The organism is Flavisolibacter nicotianae (assembly GCF_003628535.1).
GTDB classification, from domain to species: domain Bacteria; phylum Bacteroidota; class Bacteroidia; order Chitinophagales; family Chitinophagaceae; genus Flavisolibacter; species Flavisolibacter nicotianae.
Genome location: NZ_RBCI01000006.1, coordinates 199825 through 215719 on the forward strand (window position 1 = coordinate 199825; position 15895 = coordinate 215719).

General features: G+C 46.7%; 9 protein-coding genes, 1 tRNA gene and 1 pseudogene. 5 read left to right on the forward strand and 6 right to left on the reverse strand.

Going from position 1 to position 15895, the window contains the following annotated elements; all coding sequences use genetic code 11:
- Positions 1 to 476 precede the first annotated feature (476 nt).
- Both D6024_RS17250 and D6024_RS17255 read right to left on the reverse strand, forming a co-directional pair.
- Positions 477 to 4799 (reverse strand): efflux RND transporter permease subunit, encoded by a 4323-nt coding sequence (locus D6024_RS17250; protein WP_121355959.1) that lies wholly within the window; start codon positions 4797 to 4799, stop codon positions 477 to 479.
- A 19-nt stretch (positions 4800 to 4818) separates the two neighbouring features.
- Positions 4819 to 6189: a TolC family protein gene (locus D6024_RS17255; RefSeq protein WP_121355961.1), complete on the reverse strand. Its 1371-nt coding sequence runs from the start codon at positions 6187 to 6189 to the stop codon at positions 4819 to 4821.
- Positions 6190 to 7464: 1275 nt separating this feature from the next.
- On the opposite strand from D6024_RS17255, the gene D6024_RS17265 reads away from it, so the two are divergent.
- Both D6024_RS17265 and D6024_RS17270 read left to right on the forward strand, forming a co-directional pair.
- Entirely contained in the window at positions 7465 to 9546 is a 2082-nt protein-coding gene (locus tag D6024_RS17265) for a sensor histidine kinase (protein WP_240410069.1), read from the forward strand.
- A 319-nt stretch (positions 9547 to 9865) separates the two neighbouring features.
- Positions 9866 to 9952, forward strand: a tRNA-Ser gene (locus tag D6024_RS17270).
- 799 nt (positions 9953 to 10751) lie between these two features.
- Here the strand turns inward: D6024_RS17270 and D6024_RS27630 are convergent.
- Positions 10752 to 11522, reverse strand: a pseudogene (locus tag D6024_RS27630) (recombinase family protein); the annotation flags it as partial.
- Positions 11519 to 11866, reverse strand: a complete 348-nt coding sequence (locus D6024_RS17290) for a hypothetical protein (RefSeq protein WP_121355968.1) — start codon at positions 11864 to 11866, stop codon at positions 11519 to 11521. The pseudogene D6024_RS27630 and the gene D6024_RS17290, both read right to left, overlap by 4 nt.
- Before the next feature lie 221 nt (positions 11867 to 12087).
- Here D6024_RS17290 and D6024_RS17295 point away from each other — a divergent pair, with 221 nt between their 5' ends.
- Positions 12088 to 12537, forward strand: a complete 450-nt coding sequence (locus tag D6024_RS17295) for a hypothetical protein (protein WP_162944835.1) — start codon at positions 12088 to 12090, stop codon at positions 12535 to 12537.
- A 126-nt stretch (positions 12538 to 12663) separates the two neighbouring features.
- Entirely contained in the window at positions 12664 to 12978 is a 315-nt protein-coding gene (locus D6024_RS27305) for a transposase (RefSeq protein ID WP_262670725.1), read from the forward strand.
- Between the two features lie 241 nt (positions 12979 to 13219).
- Here the strand turns inward: D6024_RS27305 and D6024_RS26795 are convergent, their stop codons facing one another.
- A complete protein-coding gene (locus D6024_RS26795; RefSeq protein WP_162944836.1) occupies positions 13220 to 13393 on the reverse strand; it encodes a hypothetical protein in 174 nt (57 codons plus the stop codon).
- A 631-nt stretch (positions 13394 to 14024) separates the two neighbouring features.
- Here D6024_RS26795 and D6024_RS17305 point away from each other — a divergent pair.
- Entirely contained in the window at positions 14025 to 14375 is a 351-nt protein-coding gene (locus D6024_RS17305; RefSeq protein ID WP_121355971.1) for a response regulator, read from the forward strand.
- A gap of 221 nt (positions 14376 to 14596) precedes the next feature.
- On the opposite strand, the gene D6024_RS17310 is transcribed toward D6024_RS17305, so the two are convergent.
- Positions 14597 to 15895 carry an efflux RND transporter periplasmic adaptor subunit gene (locus D6024_RS17310; protein ID WP_121355973.1) on the reverse strand — a complete coding sequence of 433 codons (1299 nt, stop codon included), beginning with the start codon at positions 15893 to 15895 and terminating at the stop codon, positions 14597 to 14599.

Below are 15895 nucleotides of genomic sequence, written 5' to 3' on the forward strand. Positions count from 1 at the left end.
GGCTTCGATCAACAAATTCCCAAAGCAGGATTCTGGTTTTCCTGCCAGGCTGAACCGGGACAGATACTTGTTTAGACCCTACCAGCCTTTGATGTAAACCGTTCAATTTATGCTTGTCGGCAGTTACTGCACGACCGCGCCACTTCGTGATTTGGAAATTCTTTCTTGGTTTGGACCTTTTGTTTCAGCTCCCGTTTTTGAAAGCGGGTATTTGTTCTTTCTACCGTGTATAATTCAGGAAACACGGAACGCAAACTGCTGGATGATCTTTCAGGTAGTCGATCATCCAGTCCCAGTTTTGCTCATTGTCAGCCAGGTAATTTTGAAGTGCTTCAGCAAGCTGCATTCGCTTCCGTTCCTATGCAGCAGCATAAGAAGAAAAGGAAAACGTCAGCATAACGTCGGAAACCTGAATTGAAAGCAGCCGCAACAAAAAATTCATACCTGAAATTTTTTAATACCGGCTGGCTTTTGGTTTATTGGATGGAAACACCTTCCTCGATTTCAGTTGACGGGTGCAGCACAATTTTTTGGCCGGCTGTCAGTTGACCAAAAATCTCTGTACTGTCACCAGAGGTGATGCCTTCCTGTACCGGCAGAAACCTTGCTTTATGGGCATTGTCCACGCCAACCAGGTAAACTCCTTTGGTGGAATGCACAATCGCCGAAGTAGGAACGGCATAAGCCTGGCCCGATGCAGTGATGGGAAACCGCACTTCGGCGTACATACCCGGTTTGATTTCACCACGGTTGCCCGGCACGTCCAGTTCAATGGCTTCGGAACGCACGGCGGCGCTGATGACCCCTGACTGGCGGGCAATTTTTGCTTTGAATTCTTTTTGCGGATGGGCCGACAAGCTGAATGTCACCGGTTCTTTCGGGTCAATGTTGGCAGCCACCGATTCGGGCACGTTGACGACCAGCCGGAGCCTGTCTAATTGTTGCAGAGAGAGCATGGGTTTATCACCAATTTTTGTGGAAGGCCCTACCAGGGCACCGGGATGGATATTCCGGTCGGAGATCATGCCGCTAAATGGTGCACGTACGGTTAAATAACCTTCCACCTGGCGCAAGGCAGAAATATTCGATTCGTCGGCTCGCAAACTGGCAGCATCGGACTCCATTTTCGATTTGGCACTACTCAGGTCGAAGGGAGAAACCGTACCGGGCGTTTTGCTGACTTGCAGAAGGCGTTCGTATTTTTCTTTGCTGAGCAGATACAGCTCTTTTGTCTTGGCTAAATTCGCCACTGCTGTTTGCACCTGCTGCCGAATTTCCGGGGCTTCAAGTGTCATGAGCACCTGGCCCTTTTTCACCAGGCTGCCGCGGTCGACATATACTTCTTTCACAAAGCCGCTGACCTTTGGAAAAATATCAACCGACTCAAAAGCCGATAGTTCGCCGGGCAGCTTGATTGAGGAAGACATGCTGCTTTGCGCAACCGTTGTCCATTCCGTTTTCGTTTCGGTGTGTGCGGCTTTGACGGTTAAGTCAACCGGTTTTTGTTTGCTGCTGCACGAAAGGCAAAGCGTACAGATGGCAAGAATAAAAAGGCTCAGATGCGCCAGTGAGGTATTTTGTTTCATGATTTTCATCTTCGGTAATAAGGAGGGAGATTTCAATGAGGTTTTGTGTTGTGCCCAGGTAAAGGCGAGTGGTAAAATGAACAGGGCGGCAAGGGTAGAAGCCACCAGGCCGCCAATCACGGCCCTTCCCAGCGGGGCCGTTTGTTCGCCGGCTTCGCCAAGGCCGGAAGCCATGGGGATCATGCCCGCAATCATCGCCAAACTGGTCATCAGGATCGGGCGAAGGCGAATGGCTGCGGCGACGGTTGCGGCCTTTGCTGCATTGGCATATTCGAGCCGGAGCTTCTCTGCATTGGTTACAATCAAAATGGCATTGGCCACCGACACACCAATGGACATGATCATGCCCATGTACGACTGAAGATTCAGTGTAGAACCCGTCGCCAGCAACAAGAGCAGCGAACCCAAAACAACGGCCGGTACAGTAAACAACACCACGCCGCCCAGTTTGAATGATTCGTAGTTGGCCGAAAGCAAAAGAAAAATCACGATCACGGCAAACACCAAACCTGTCTGCAAACTGCCCAGGGTTTCGGTCAGCAAGTCCGACATGCCTTTGAGTGAAATGACAATTCCCTTTGTTGGCTCGCCCATTTTGCGAATGATGGCCTGCACGTCACGGGTGGCCGTGCCCAGATCCGTCATATACAAATTGGCATTGACGGTTAAAAAACGGCGTGGGCCGCTGCGATCATATTCACCCGGTGTGTTCACGATGCTGAACGTGGCCACATCGCCCAGCACCGGGCGGTTTTGTCCTTTGATGAGCGGAATTTCTTTGAGTTCATCCAACGAACTCATCACGTACTCCGGAACCTGCACCTGCACCTGGTATGTATAGGCTGCTTTTTCATCCAGCCATTGGTTCTTTTCGGTAAAGCGGCTCGAAGAAGTGCTGGCGGTTACCGAACGGGCCACATCGCTGATGTTCAGGCCAAATTGTGCGGCTTTAAACCGGTCAATGTTGATGGCAATGTTCGGAAACTGCAAGGGCTGGGCAATCTGTACGTCCCGCAGGTAAAACAACTGTTTCAACTGCCGAACCAGGGTATCAGCATAATGTTGAATTCGCGCCATGTCCTTGCCGGCCACCCGAACTTCGATGGGTGTGGCCGCACCCTGGCTCATGATCTTATCGGTCATGTCGATGGGCTCGAAAACAATCCTGGCTTCGGGCAGGCGGGACTGAATGTTTTTGCGCAGCGCATCTTTCAGCTCGTCCATATTCACTTTATAATCTTCGTCCAAATTCACCTGCAACACCGCTTCGTGTGTGCCGCTGTTGAAAACGTAAAGGTTACTGGTGCCATAACTGCTTGGCACCAAACCCACATAGGCCGACGACACAGCGACATGTCCGTTAACGGTTGTATCAATAATCCGCAGCACCTTTTTGAGGGCAGCCTCGGTTTGTTCCAGCCGGGTGCCGTCGGGTTCTTTCAGGCGGATTTGAAACTGGCCGTTGTTGGTGCGGGGCATCATGTCCTGTCCAATCAGGTTCATGCAAAGCACAATCAGCCCGATGGTGCCAATGCAATAGAAGAGAAGAATGGTCTTGCGCCGGGGAACGAGGCGGTTCAGGCTGTTGAGGAACCACATCTTGACCCGTTCGAAAAAGTCATTTTTTTCCGGGTGTTTCATTTCCTCTTCCAAATGGTGGTTCACCTGCTCAACTTCATCTTCATCCAACGCTTCGCCGGCATGTGCGTGGTGTTTTCCGTGCACGTATTTGAAATGGTCCTCTTTCAACAGCCAGTTGGATAGGATCGGTACCAGCGACTGCGCCAGGAAATAGGAAATGATCATGGCAAAGCCAATGGAAAGCGACAGGGGCAGGAACATGGCCTTAGGCACGCCCTGCATCATGAATGAAGGCGCAAACACGGCGAGGATACAAAGCAAAATCAGCAGCAGGGGAAACGCAATTTCACGGCAGGCATCAAAAATGGCCAGGCGCAAACCTTTGCCGGCTTCCAGGTGCTGGTGAATGTTTTCGATGGTCACCGTTGCCTGGTCCACCAAAATACCGATAGCCAGTGCAAGACCGCTCAGGGTCATCAGGTTGATGGTTTGCCCGGCCATCTTTAACAGTAAAACCGTAATGAGAATGGAAACCGGTATGGTGATAATTACAATGACACTGCTGCGCCAGTCGCGCAGAAACAAAAGCACCATCAATCCTGTCAGCACCGCACCCAAAGCGCCTTCCGTCATCAGGCTTTTCACGGCGTTCATCACAAACACCGATTGGTCGAAGGCATAATTTAACTGCACATCATCGGGCAGGAGGCTTTGCATTTCGGGCAGTTTACCTTTCAGTTTTTGCACCACGTCCCATGTGGAAGCGTCGGCGGTTTTTACTACCGGGATGTACACCGAACGTTTACCGTCGATCAGGGCATAATCCACGGTGACATCAGCGGCATCGGCTACCTTGGCGACATCACTCAAAAATACCGTTGCGCCATTTTTTGATTTCAGGGGAATGGCCGAAAAATCGTCCACCGTTTTTTCCAGTGTGTTGATGGTAGTGACGTACATGGTGTTACCGGAGCGTAGATTGCCCGAAGGCGACATCACGTTGGTCTTGGCAATCTTTTCCACCACTTCATCCGGCGAAAGATCGTAGCTGCGCAGCTTGTCGGGGTCGACACTCACCACCACCGAACGGGAGTTGGCGCCAAAGGGCGGCGGCGCCGAAAGCCCGGGAACGCTGGCAAACATGGGACGCACACGGGTGGTGGCCAGGTCATAGATTTCCTTTAGCGACTTGGTTTTGCTGGAAAACACCAGTTCACCAACAGGCAGCGACGACGCGTCAAAACGGATCACCTGGGGTGGCAGGGCGCCGGGCGGGAAAAACTTCATGGCCCGGTTTACCTGCAGGGCAATCTGCGCCGACGCTTCAGCCATGTCGGTGTTTTCATAAAAGGATAATTTCAGTAAGGTTAATCCCTGGACGTTTTTGCTCTCCATGCTTTTGATGCCATTTACATAGAGGAACTGATCCTGCATGCGGGTGGCAAAAAAGCCTTCCATCTGTTGCGGCGACATGCCGCCGTACGATTCAATGACGTAGATGGTCGGGAGGTTCAGTTTCGGAAAAATATCAATCGGGATACTGCGTATGGCAACGAGGGAAAAGAGCAACAAGCTGCAGACGAGTACAATGATCGTGATCGGTCTTTTTAATGCACCAGATACCAAATTCATATGAATGATTTAGGTTGACTTAAGGCAATTGTGAAGTGAGTTCCGGGAGAGAGCCGGTGGCTGCTACATGCTGCAAGAGGGCACGCCATACATTGTTCACGGCAACGGCGTTGTCCACATCGGCACGGTTCAGCACGTAGTAGGCCTGTATCACTTCGTTGAGCGAAGCAAGACCGGCCTGGTAGCGGGCATTGGACAAATTGTAGGCATCCAGGGCTGCCGTGTATTGCAGCGGCGCTACTTTGGTTTGCTGCAGCGCCGATTGGTATTGCAACTCCGCGTTCCGCACTTCCCGGGTCAGGATGGCCGACTGCTCTTCCATCTTATACCGGGTGGCTTCCAGTTCCTGTGCGGCACCGAGGTATTGCTGTTTGTTTTTGACCAGAGAAGTGATGTTCCATTTCAGCGCCACACCCGCCATGTAGTTGTAGGCCTGGTAGGCAAGGCCGTCGCCAGGGCTGCTGCTGTATTCTTTGGTGACACGGTCAATGCCGGAGCCGCGTGCCCAACCAATGCCGACCACATTTACCGACGGCAATACCGATTTTTTCAACACCTGCAACTGGTTGTATTGCGTGGTCAGCTGCTTTCGCTGGAGGTCTAAAAGCGGGTTACTGGTCACCGCTAACTCGCCGGATACATAAGCAGGGATCTTATGCAGGTAAGCCGTGTCAATCCGGATGCTGTCTGCAGACATGCCGCTCAATTGTGCCAGGTTGTTTTTTTGTTGCTCCACAAACTGGCGGCTTTGCAGGAGGGCCAGTTCGGCTTTGGCTACTTCGGCATTGGCAGCAGACGAATCCACACCGGGCAGGAGGCCTGCACTGGTATGGCTCCACACGTATTCCCGGAAGGATTTGGAACGGGCCAGGTTTTTTTCCTGGACAGAAACCAGTTTTTGGCTCAGTACTAAAAGAAGGTAAGCATCGGCCACCCGAACCTGTTGCTGAAAAACGGCGTTGGCATAATCGGCTTTCGCCAGGTCAACTCTCGATTCGGCCAGCTTTACCGACTCCCTGACCTTGCCAAAATCAAAAGCATGCCAGTTGACCTGTAGCGTGGTAAAGCTACCAAAAATCGGTTGGTAAATATTGTGGTCACGCATGCCGCCGGAGGTGGAAACGGTGGTTCCTTCATTGGAGAAATACGAGCCTTCCAGCCCATTGTCGGTGGCATACTGGTACTGATGACCGGCAATTACATCGGGTAAAAAATCTTTTCTCGCGGCCTGCAGGTAATAATTGGCAGCATTGATGCTTGCCTGCCTGGCTTTAATAGACGGATACGTGGTTTCAACTTTTTGCAGCAGGTCGGATAAACGGTAAAGATTCGATTGTGCAAAAAGACAGGTATGAAAAAACAGGAAAAAAGCAATTACGATTCGCTTCATGAAGTTTTGATTTAATTCTGAAAAAAGTATTCGTTTCGGAATATTCGATCAGAATCAAATCAGGAAGACGGCAATGGTTTTATATCGATCGTTTTGGGGACGAAGATCGAAATACCGTCTGATGCTTCTGTTTGAGGCGAGCAAATATGCAAAAAGAAATGAAAGCAACAGAAGTAAGCGGTGCTGCCAGCTGCGCAGCGTTGAAAGCAGGAGCTGTATTGGTAAAAACTGGAATGTTTGCACTTCAAACTCGGCTAATGCGAGTTCGTCTGTGGTATTGTTCGTCTCTTTGCGTTTCCGCAAGGTTTTTGAGAACCCATAAGTCTTCACTTCCTGAACGAGGTATGTTTGAACAGCAGAAGGAAGGAAAAGGAGAACGGGACGGGCCATTATGATCGACACCGAAAGCAGAAAAATGAAAACAGTATGAGACCGGTTGCCCAACATTCAGGTTTAGTTCAATGGCAGTTTATGTTGAAACAGGCTACCTGTTCACTCCACCGGTGCAGACCGCATGCTGATCCTGTTCAAAGGATGGTTCGCAGTGTGCCCGTTAGCTGGAAGCTGGTAAAACTGTGTGCGGGATCCTTCAGTCTTCACCAACGGCCTTGCGTAACGTTTCGGTTGAGTTTTACAGCCTGGAATTTTTTACAAATCAATTCAAAAACTAAACGATAACAATGGCCTTCGACCGGATTCTAATCTAATTCTAATGCGGGGAAAAATTTTGGCCAGACAGGCGGCAGTGCGTGTGGGCTGGTTTCGAAAGATCAGTCCCTTGATCCGGCAAGATTTGTTTTAGAACGACAAAAATATCAGGTGCCCTGCAAGTTGCGGACGGATTAGAATACAGGGATGGTGGAGTGAAGGCGAAACAACAGACGCGGATACTGAGGGACGTGAACATTTTAGGTAAGGTGCTCTTTACTAACTATTTATGCTTGCAAAAACAAAAGATGTGACAGGGCAAACTACCCGGCTTTGGGACGCAGTAGGAGAATGGTTTAGATTTAAGCTGGTTAAATCTGTAAATAAATAATTCCGGTGTGCTTCACCTGACCTGGCAAATCGAAGGCCCTGTTTTCGTTCATCCAAAAGAGGTAGATATCCTTTGCTCGTATTCAATTTAAAGCCTTACACTTCGTATAAGAAGTAATTTGTATCTTTTCGTTTGGCGATCTCGAATTGTTGGTAAAGGATAGAAGGCAAATCATAAATCGATACGCAGGGCAGACGAATGACAGTTAGTTTTTATCACTTCTCCAATAAGTTGGCATGGACACGCAGAACGTAGACTTGCTGGTTCAACAAAGGGCAACGTTGGAAAAAGAGTTGGCGGCCAAATGCCGTGAACTTGAAATAGAGGCGGCCCTGGATAGAGTGCGCACAAGGGCAATGGCCATGCAAACCTCTGAGGAGCTGGCGGTGTTGATCGACACGGTACAGAAAGAGCTAACGCGAATTGAATTCTCGCTCAATAATTGCATTTTCTGGATCATGCGCGAGGAGCCGCACGGTGCCACCTGGTGGGTCGCCCCGTTTCACAAAACAAGCCTTCCCCAATCATACTGGGTACCGTTCCGGAATTTGCCCCTGTTTCAAGCCGCTTTCCTGGCCTGGAAGGAAAGAAAACCAATATGGGTCTATACATTGGAAGGAGAGGATAAAAAAATGACCAATAAAGACATTTTCATGCAAACGGACCTCGCAGGCTTTCCGCTTAATGTGAAAAGGACATTCAACGAAAGCGAAAAAGTTTTTCTCTCTTTTTCTTTTTATGGTTATGGTGGGCTGCATCTCTCGACCGTGGAACCACTGGCCGAAGACCAGGTGGAAACACTAAACAGGTTTTCCAAAGTATTCGACCAGGCCTATACACGGTTCCTTGACCTCAAAAAAGCAGAAGCGCAGGCAAGAGAAGGCCGGATAGAAGCCGCCCTGGAGAAAGTGCGAAGCCGCTCTTTGGCCGTACATAAAAGCGAGGAATTTACGGCGGTGATTAAAGTCGTGTTTGAACAATTGCGGGAATTGGAAATCGCCGTGTCGTCGGCAAGCATCAATATCTTCATCGAGGGGTCAAAAGATACAGAGGTGTATATCTGCGGGTCGGGCGAAGACGGTTTAGTGCTTTCTCACTTCCGCCTGATCTTTTTTGACCATCCGATTTTCAACGACCGCGTTGATGCCTACCAAAAGGGTCTGGACTTTTTTTCAAAAACCTACAGCCGGGAAGAAAAAAACCGTTTTTATGAATTTGAATTTGCAGTTTCCGGCTTAAAGTCTATTCCTGCTGATATTAAAAAGAAGGTATTGGAGAGTGAGCGGTACACCATTTCGCTGGCGATTACCAAAAATTCAATGATAGTTGTAAATGACTTTGAAGGCAGGTCGTTGTCGGCAATGGAAAAGGACATCATAAAGCGGTTTGCCCGTGTTTTTGAACAAGCCTATATCCGTTTTTTGGATTTGCAAAAAGCAGAGGCTTTGGCCTTGCGGGCAGAGCAGGACCTGATAGAAATAAAAGCAGCCAGGAAGAAAGCAGAAGAGGCTTTGACCAAATTAAGCGCAGCACAAGCCCAGCTTATTCACGCCGAAAAAATGGCTTCCCTCGGTGAACTCACGGCGGGTATTGCTCACGAAATACAAAACCCCTTAAACTTCGTTATCAATTTCTCCACTGTTAACAGAGAGCTACTTGTTGAGATGGATGAAGAGATCGAAAAGGGAAACCTTGGGGAAGTAAAAGTCCTTGCCAATGACCTTGCGGCAAACGAAGAAAAGATTGCCCACCACGGACAAAGAGCCGACAACATTGTAAAAGGTATGTTGCAGCACGCAAAGGGCAGCACTGGCGTGAAACAACCAACAGACATCAATCAACTAGCAGAAGAATGCATGCGCCTTAGCTACCAGGGAATGAGAGCAAAGGACAAGGATTTCATCGCAACCACAGAATCCAAATTCGACCAGGCAATCGGCCCGTTTGCGGTCGTTCCGCAAGACATTGGAAGGGTACTCTTGAACCTGTTTGCCAACGCCTTTTACGCCGTGAACGAGAAAAGGAAAAAACTGGATGGGCGTTTTGAATCAATTATTAGGGTCATCACAAAGAAAGAAGGAAACAACATTTTGATATCGGTAGAGGACAACGGAACGGGCATGTCGCCACAAACAATGCGTAAAGTTTTTCAGCCATTCTTCACAACCAAACCAACCGGGGAAGGGACTGGCTTAGGGCTCTCGCTTTCCTATGACATTATCACAAAGGGACACTGCGGCACACTGTCCGTACAGTCAACCGAAGGGAAAGGTTCGGAGTTCGTCATTTCTCTTCCCGGGTCGCAGGGGGGTGACTGATTTTGAAACATTGGCTGTGGATACGGAGGGGCTCATACCCAGCTTTCCGTACCTGCAAGGTGGATTTGCGTTCTTCTTTTAATTTATGCTAGATCCGTCCTCAAATTTTATCCTTGCTCAAGCCTTGACATACGTTTAGTAGTTCGTTTAGAAGGATGAAATCAGTACTTTTATCGGGTGATGTTCAATGCGTAAAAAATGAATGAGTGACTTGTGGGCAGGCTTTGAAAATTATTGATTTTTGTACGCGTAGAGTGGGAGGTAGGTTCACACTTTTTCCCCTCAGCAGCTTACACTACTCTTTTTAATGAGCAACTTTGGAGAGATGCCAGAGCGGTCGAATGGGACGGTCTCGAAAACCGTTGTATGGGCAACTGTACCGAGGGTTCGAATCCCTCTCTCTCCGCTGATGGGGACAAACAAGGCAAACCTTTGTCTGTCCCCTTTTTCTTTTCCGCTGAACCCTTTGCTGCATCTGCAATTAGGGCAAAAAAGGAATTGACTTTTTCGGTTCGAAACCCCTCCTTTTTCTTGGAATAGATGATTCCTTGGGGAAAGATGAGCTTTTGGAGCTTTTCTTTTGTGCTCACTGGGCTGGAAGTCCACAGGGTAGCAAGTTTGGTGGAAAAGGCGAGTGCTTCTTCGATGCTCTTTTTCAGGTTCGAAATCTGAGGTGTTAGTTTTTGAAGTACTTCATTGATTTCCTCCCGTTCTTTGGTATACCTGGCATAGAACTTCTCAAAGCTTTCTTTGCTCATTTCCTCGAGTACGTAGTATTTCTCTTCTATGGTATCAATCTTCCTCAATACCTCAGCCAATTTTTCTTTGGAGGCTTTTTCCTGCTCGATACCTTCTTTGTTCATCTGCTCAAATAAGTGCTCGATCTGGTAAGCAATCACCTTTGACATTTTAGGGTCAGCACTGTAAGTATTGAGTAGTTCTTCAAATGCTGCATGCAGCTTCTTTGCACTTTTATTGCACTTGCACCCTTTGGTTCTGCATTTGTAATACCACAGCCCTTTTGCTTTTACGATGTATCCTGTAAATGGTTCTTTGCAATCCTCACATTTGATGAACACTTTTAGCGGCACTTCATCCAGCTCTTTTTTATGCGGTACCCCGTAGTTGGCCGCAGCCCTGTGCAGTCCATTGACCTGCAGAAAGATTTCTTTAGAAATCAGCTTCTCATGGTTTCCTTCCACGACCTGTCCATCCAGCATGCCGTGATTGATGATTCCACAGTAAAACGGCTTCTTGAACACTTTGGTCAGTTGTTGCTTGTACATCTTGACACCCATCGCCCGTAGCCGTTGAATGATCTCTTCGTTTTTCATGCCCTCGGCTCTCCACTGAAAGGCTTTTCTAAGCTTCTTTCCTTCTTCATTGACCACAATCTTGCGAACACCATTGATCTTGACAATATCATAGCCCTGTGGCACACGGGTGACCCATTCACCTTTTTGGAACTTTTCCTTCATCCCGGCTACGGCTCTTTGCTTGCGCAGTTGGTTGTCAAACTCGGAAAACAGGAGCTGAATGTTTTGGTGCAGCACCCCACTGGGATTGGAGGTATCGGTGGGTTGGGTAACGGCAAAGACCGACACGCCATATTTTTCCCGCAGGTCTTGCGCTAGTTTAATGGCTCCGCCACCGGTGCGGGAGAAACGATCCAGGGTGTAGACCAAGATGTGCGACACTTTGCCACGATGCTTTTTGATGAACTCCAGCATTCGCAGGAACTCTTTGCGGCCATCGGTTTTGGCGCTTTCATAGGTGCCACCAAAGTAACCAAGAATGGAAAGTCCCTGCTTTTGGGCATATTCTTCGATGGTCTTCAGCTGAAAGGAAAGGGAGAGGTTATTGTCTGCCTGTTCTTTGGAGGAGACACGGGTGTAGATCACTGCATTTTTCAGGTTACCAGTAATGACTTTAAGAGAAGAGGCGTGTCCAAATTGTTTGAAGGCTTCCAGGCTCATGCTGCTTTGTTTTTAGTTGGTTTTGATGTTGGGCTGTTTATTTCTACTACTGGCACTTCGTTTTCACCACTCGAATATACAACATGTTGATTATCAATGTAGGTGGTATTTCTTGTGGCAAGAAATTCCAGCAGCACCTGAGCAAGCAATAGCGAGGTCCGACATATTTTTTCAGCTTCTTCATACGAGATGGCGTCAAAGCCTTTAAAGGTTCGTAAAACGGCAGGGGTGAGGGGTTCTTTCTTTGGATTGACGAGCGGAATGTCTTCATAAGAGGGTCTGGTTTTCGGCACAACGCTCAGCGGATTTTCGCCTTTCCATTCAGCTTGGCTTTGCTTTTTCATAGGAGATTTGTTGATAAATAATGCTAAAATAATTAGCATGTGCCTTGGGGAGCAAGTATTTTTGTTCACACTACGAGGAAGGCATCTGGTGGGTTATAAGAATTCAATAAGAAACGGATAAGAGCAGAATAAGATTTCGATCAGAGTTCGATAAGAATTGAATGAGAGTGCCATTGAAAAATGATGCTGTGCTGCATTGTGGATAAATTATTAAAAGGAGAATGATGGAAGAAAACGTGCGTTATCGCAGGAAAAATAGGATGGAGGAAAAGCTTTTTACCAAAAAACAGGTGGATGAACTGCTCAAAGAAAAGCAACGTCAGCTCGACGTGCAGTATTCTGTCCTCAAGGAGGTCTATGAAAGCTATGAAGGCTTGAAAAAAGAGCACGAAGTGCTCAAAGAAAAGCTTTCCAGCTATGAAAACCCCGATGATGGCTACCGAAAAGACTGGACCTGGGTGGCGAAAATTGTATTTGTATTGGAAAAGGCAGGCAAGCCTCTCCGGTCTGCTGAAATCATAGAGGTGTTGGAAAAACGAGAAGAGCATTTAAAAAACCACACATCCAAAAAACAATACTTCTCTGCTTTTCTTGACATGGCCTTGAAGGCTGAACGCATCAAAAGAGAAAAAAGAAAAGGCGAAAGAGGCTATTATTACTTTTTGCCTTGAACTATAGGTGCTTTTACTCTCAAATGCGGCACCCACATGCATCTTTTTTCTTCCCTCAAAAATCCGGTTGCTATTGTTTAAAAAGTTAGAGGATTTGTCCTCGAGGGAACAAAACTGCTCAAGCGTCTGTGTACCCGGTGGCCAGAGGCTAAAATAGCCTGCTCGCTAGCCAGGGAGTTTAAAAATATGATGGAAAATAAAGATGGCCACTGTTTAAAAAAGTGGATCATCGTAGCTGTAAAGTGCGGTGTGCCAGAACTAATAAGTTTTGCACGAGGATTGTTGAGTGATTTTGAAGCCACCAAAAATGCACTGACTTTACCCTGGAGCAATGGACAGGTGGAAGGACAGATCAACAAACTAAAGACCATCAAGCGTCAAATGTATGGGCGGGCCAGCTTTGCACTTCTTCGTAAAAGACTCCTTCTGAATATCAGTTAATCCTGCACCAAAAATGACGAAGAACCAACTTCATCGGCGCGTACACTTTGGCGCTGATCCACGATATTCTTTTTGTTTTAGCCCCAAGGAATTGCCGAGACATTCATTAGCAGAATTGGCGAAACATCTGAAGTGAATAGGAGTAATAAATCAGTATAATTGATACTTGATCCTGTCGGATCAAATATTTTGTGCGACCATTCTAAATTTATCTGACACTTGCTGTAAGGTTTAATACAGATTATTTCAGATGATTGCTTATACCCAGCAGTGCTTCCTGCTCAGTGAAGCTGGCATCTATAACAATTGATGTGGTTTTGGCACGGCTCGCCCAGCAATAAATCAGGCTTGCGCCAATGCCCAGGAACTCAAAACTGATTTTACGGCTCCAAGCCTTTGATTTCGGTAAAATCAAGTTCTTTATTTTTTTCCAACTACTTAATTGTCACTTTTGCAGGTGTAAAGAATATAGGCAAGGGTTAAGGCACCAACAATGGACCAGATTATTTGCCTCGGTCTTCGATAGCTCTTTGTTTTGTAGATGTCATACAGTAACATAAATAAAACCACTGCCAGAATAAGAAAAGGAATATACTGGGTCATAATGTTCTTGAAGTTTTGATTGGTATGATTACAGGATATTGGTAAACGAAAAGGCGATCCGAAGACCGCCTTTTCTTACAGTTATAAATACGTTAATACCTATAGCTGCCATAAGTTCTCAGTTTACTAATAAAAATAAATTGAACAACTTATGCTATTTAAGGTGCAATTGTTATGCCATTAAGAGATAATCATGAACAAATCTTTATCCTTCTGATAGCGGCACACCAATTGCAATTGGATGTTATACTGCCCTATGTTTCTGCACCCTAACTTACAATTAGCCCTTACCCTAAAGAATTTGCCCCTGAACACCACAGGGGCATTTTTTCCACAAAGTATCGGGCTTTTACCCACAGGTATGAAAAGGTTTCAGATTTTAGCGCTGCTTTACCTGCAGTTTATGGCATGCTTTTGCCTTAATTTAAGCCGTACTACATTTTGTGCATGTTGATCACAACATATTGTGTATAGATGATGATGCGGAAGACCTGGATATTTTGAAATCTGCCCTGGAAGATGCCGGCAAGGTGTACCGGATCGAAAGTGCTCATAATGGAGAGGAAGCAATAACAAAGCTCAAGGAGATGCAATTGAAAAACGAATTGCCCCGCCTGATTATTTTGGATGTGAACATGCCCAAAATGGATGGCAAGCAAACGCTCAAGGCAATCAAATCGCATCAGAGATTTAAGGCAATTCCGGTTATTGTTTTCAGTACCGCCAGTAAAGAGGGTGTTATAGATATTTATTCCGAATACGGCGCGGAATATATTCCCAAGCCGGTCCAATAAGAGCAGATTAGCAAATTGGTCAGACAGTTTTAAAGGTTGAAATTGGTTTGCGCATTGATTTCATTTGACAATGACATTATATCAATTACAAACACTGATTGTACGAGCAAATACAGATTTTTTACAAACCATCAACACCTGGGCTTCTGATTTAAGCTGCCTTGCTCTTTGCATTAGCTTAACTAATACACTCATGGTGTTTCTATTGTTGTGTGACTGCCTTACAAATCATCGGTTTCAATGCTTTGCATACTGGAATAGAGATAGAAAGCCCCTTTAGTCGCAACCTTTGTACCTGGCTTTAGTTCTTCAATCAATCGTATTTCCACATAGCCCAATTCTTCTACGCCTGTAATTACTTCCATCATTTTGAAACGGTATTTTTCCTGAACCATCTTTGTGTCAGCTTCTTTATCATCGGCGTTTTTCTTCACCGGTTCTTTTTCTGTGCCTTCAAAAACAAAGATGTATGTCTTGTCGTTTGCATTTACAACCGCATCCTTCGGAACTGCCTGAACGGATTGTTTTCCTGTTTCAATCAGTGCTGTCACATACTGCCCTGCAATCAGGTTTAGCGGCGCTACATTATTGATTTTTGCGTGAACCCTTGCCGCCCTTACACTGGTATCCAGTGTTTTGTTGATGCCATAGACCTTTCCTGATATTTGCTTACCTCCCTGATTGGTCAACACAAAGTTTACGGCCTGACCTGTTCGCACTTTGGTAATATCTCTTTCAAACACCTGCAAGTCGCAATAGATCGTACTGTTGTTTACAATCTCCATAATCGGGCTTGAAGCATCGGTGTATGTTCCGACACTTAGATTTATTTTTCCCACTGTGCCGCTGATGGGAGCGAGTACAGGAACCTGGGTTATTAGATTTCCCCTGCGGACCTGCGAAGGATTAATGTGGATTTGCCGAAGCTGCGCTTCCAGGGTCCGGAGTTTGGATTGTTCGGCTGCGTAATTGGCTGATGCCTGCTGATAGACTTTCCCAATGCCTGCATCGGCTTCCTTGAGTAGGCGTTGCCTTTCATATTCCTGTGCTAAATAAACAATATTGTCTCTTGATGTAAGGTAGTCCTGCTGCAGCCGTATGAAATCGGGATTTTCGATTACTACAACGGTTTTCCCTTTCCTGACCTGCTGCCCTTCAATGACATTTATTCTGCGGATAACACCACCAACCAATGCATTTACGACGGCTCTGTTTTGGGGTGGCACGGTCAACTGTCCGCTGGCTTTTACAACACTGGATAGGTTTTGTTGCTCAATGCTGCCCAACTGAATGTCCACCGCTTTCATTTGCTCGGGTGTGACTTCTGCAATCCCTTCTTCTCGTTGAGTTGAATCAGTTTTTGTTTCTGTCTCCTCCGTGGTTTTCGTTTTTGAATTGCCACATGATGAAAAGGACATTGCTGCCGTAATTATGTACAAAACAAAAGCTGTCCTGATAATAAATTGTTTTATTTGAAAACGTTTCCCTGAAAGATTATGGTCGTTGTTATGCTGTCTCAT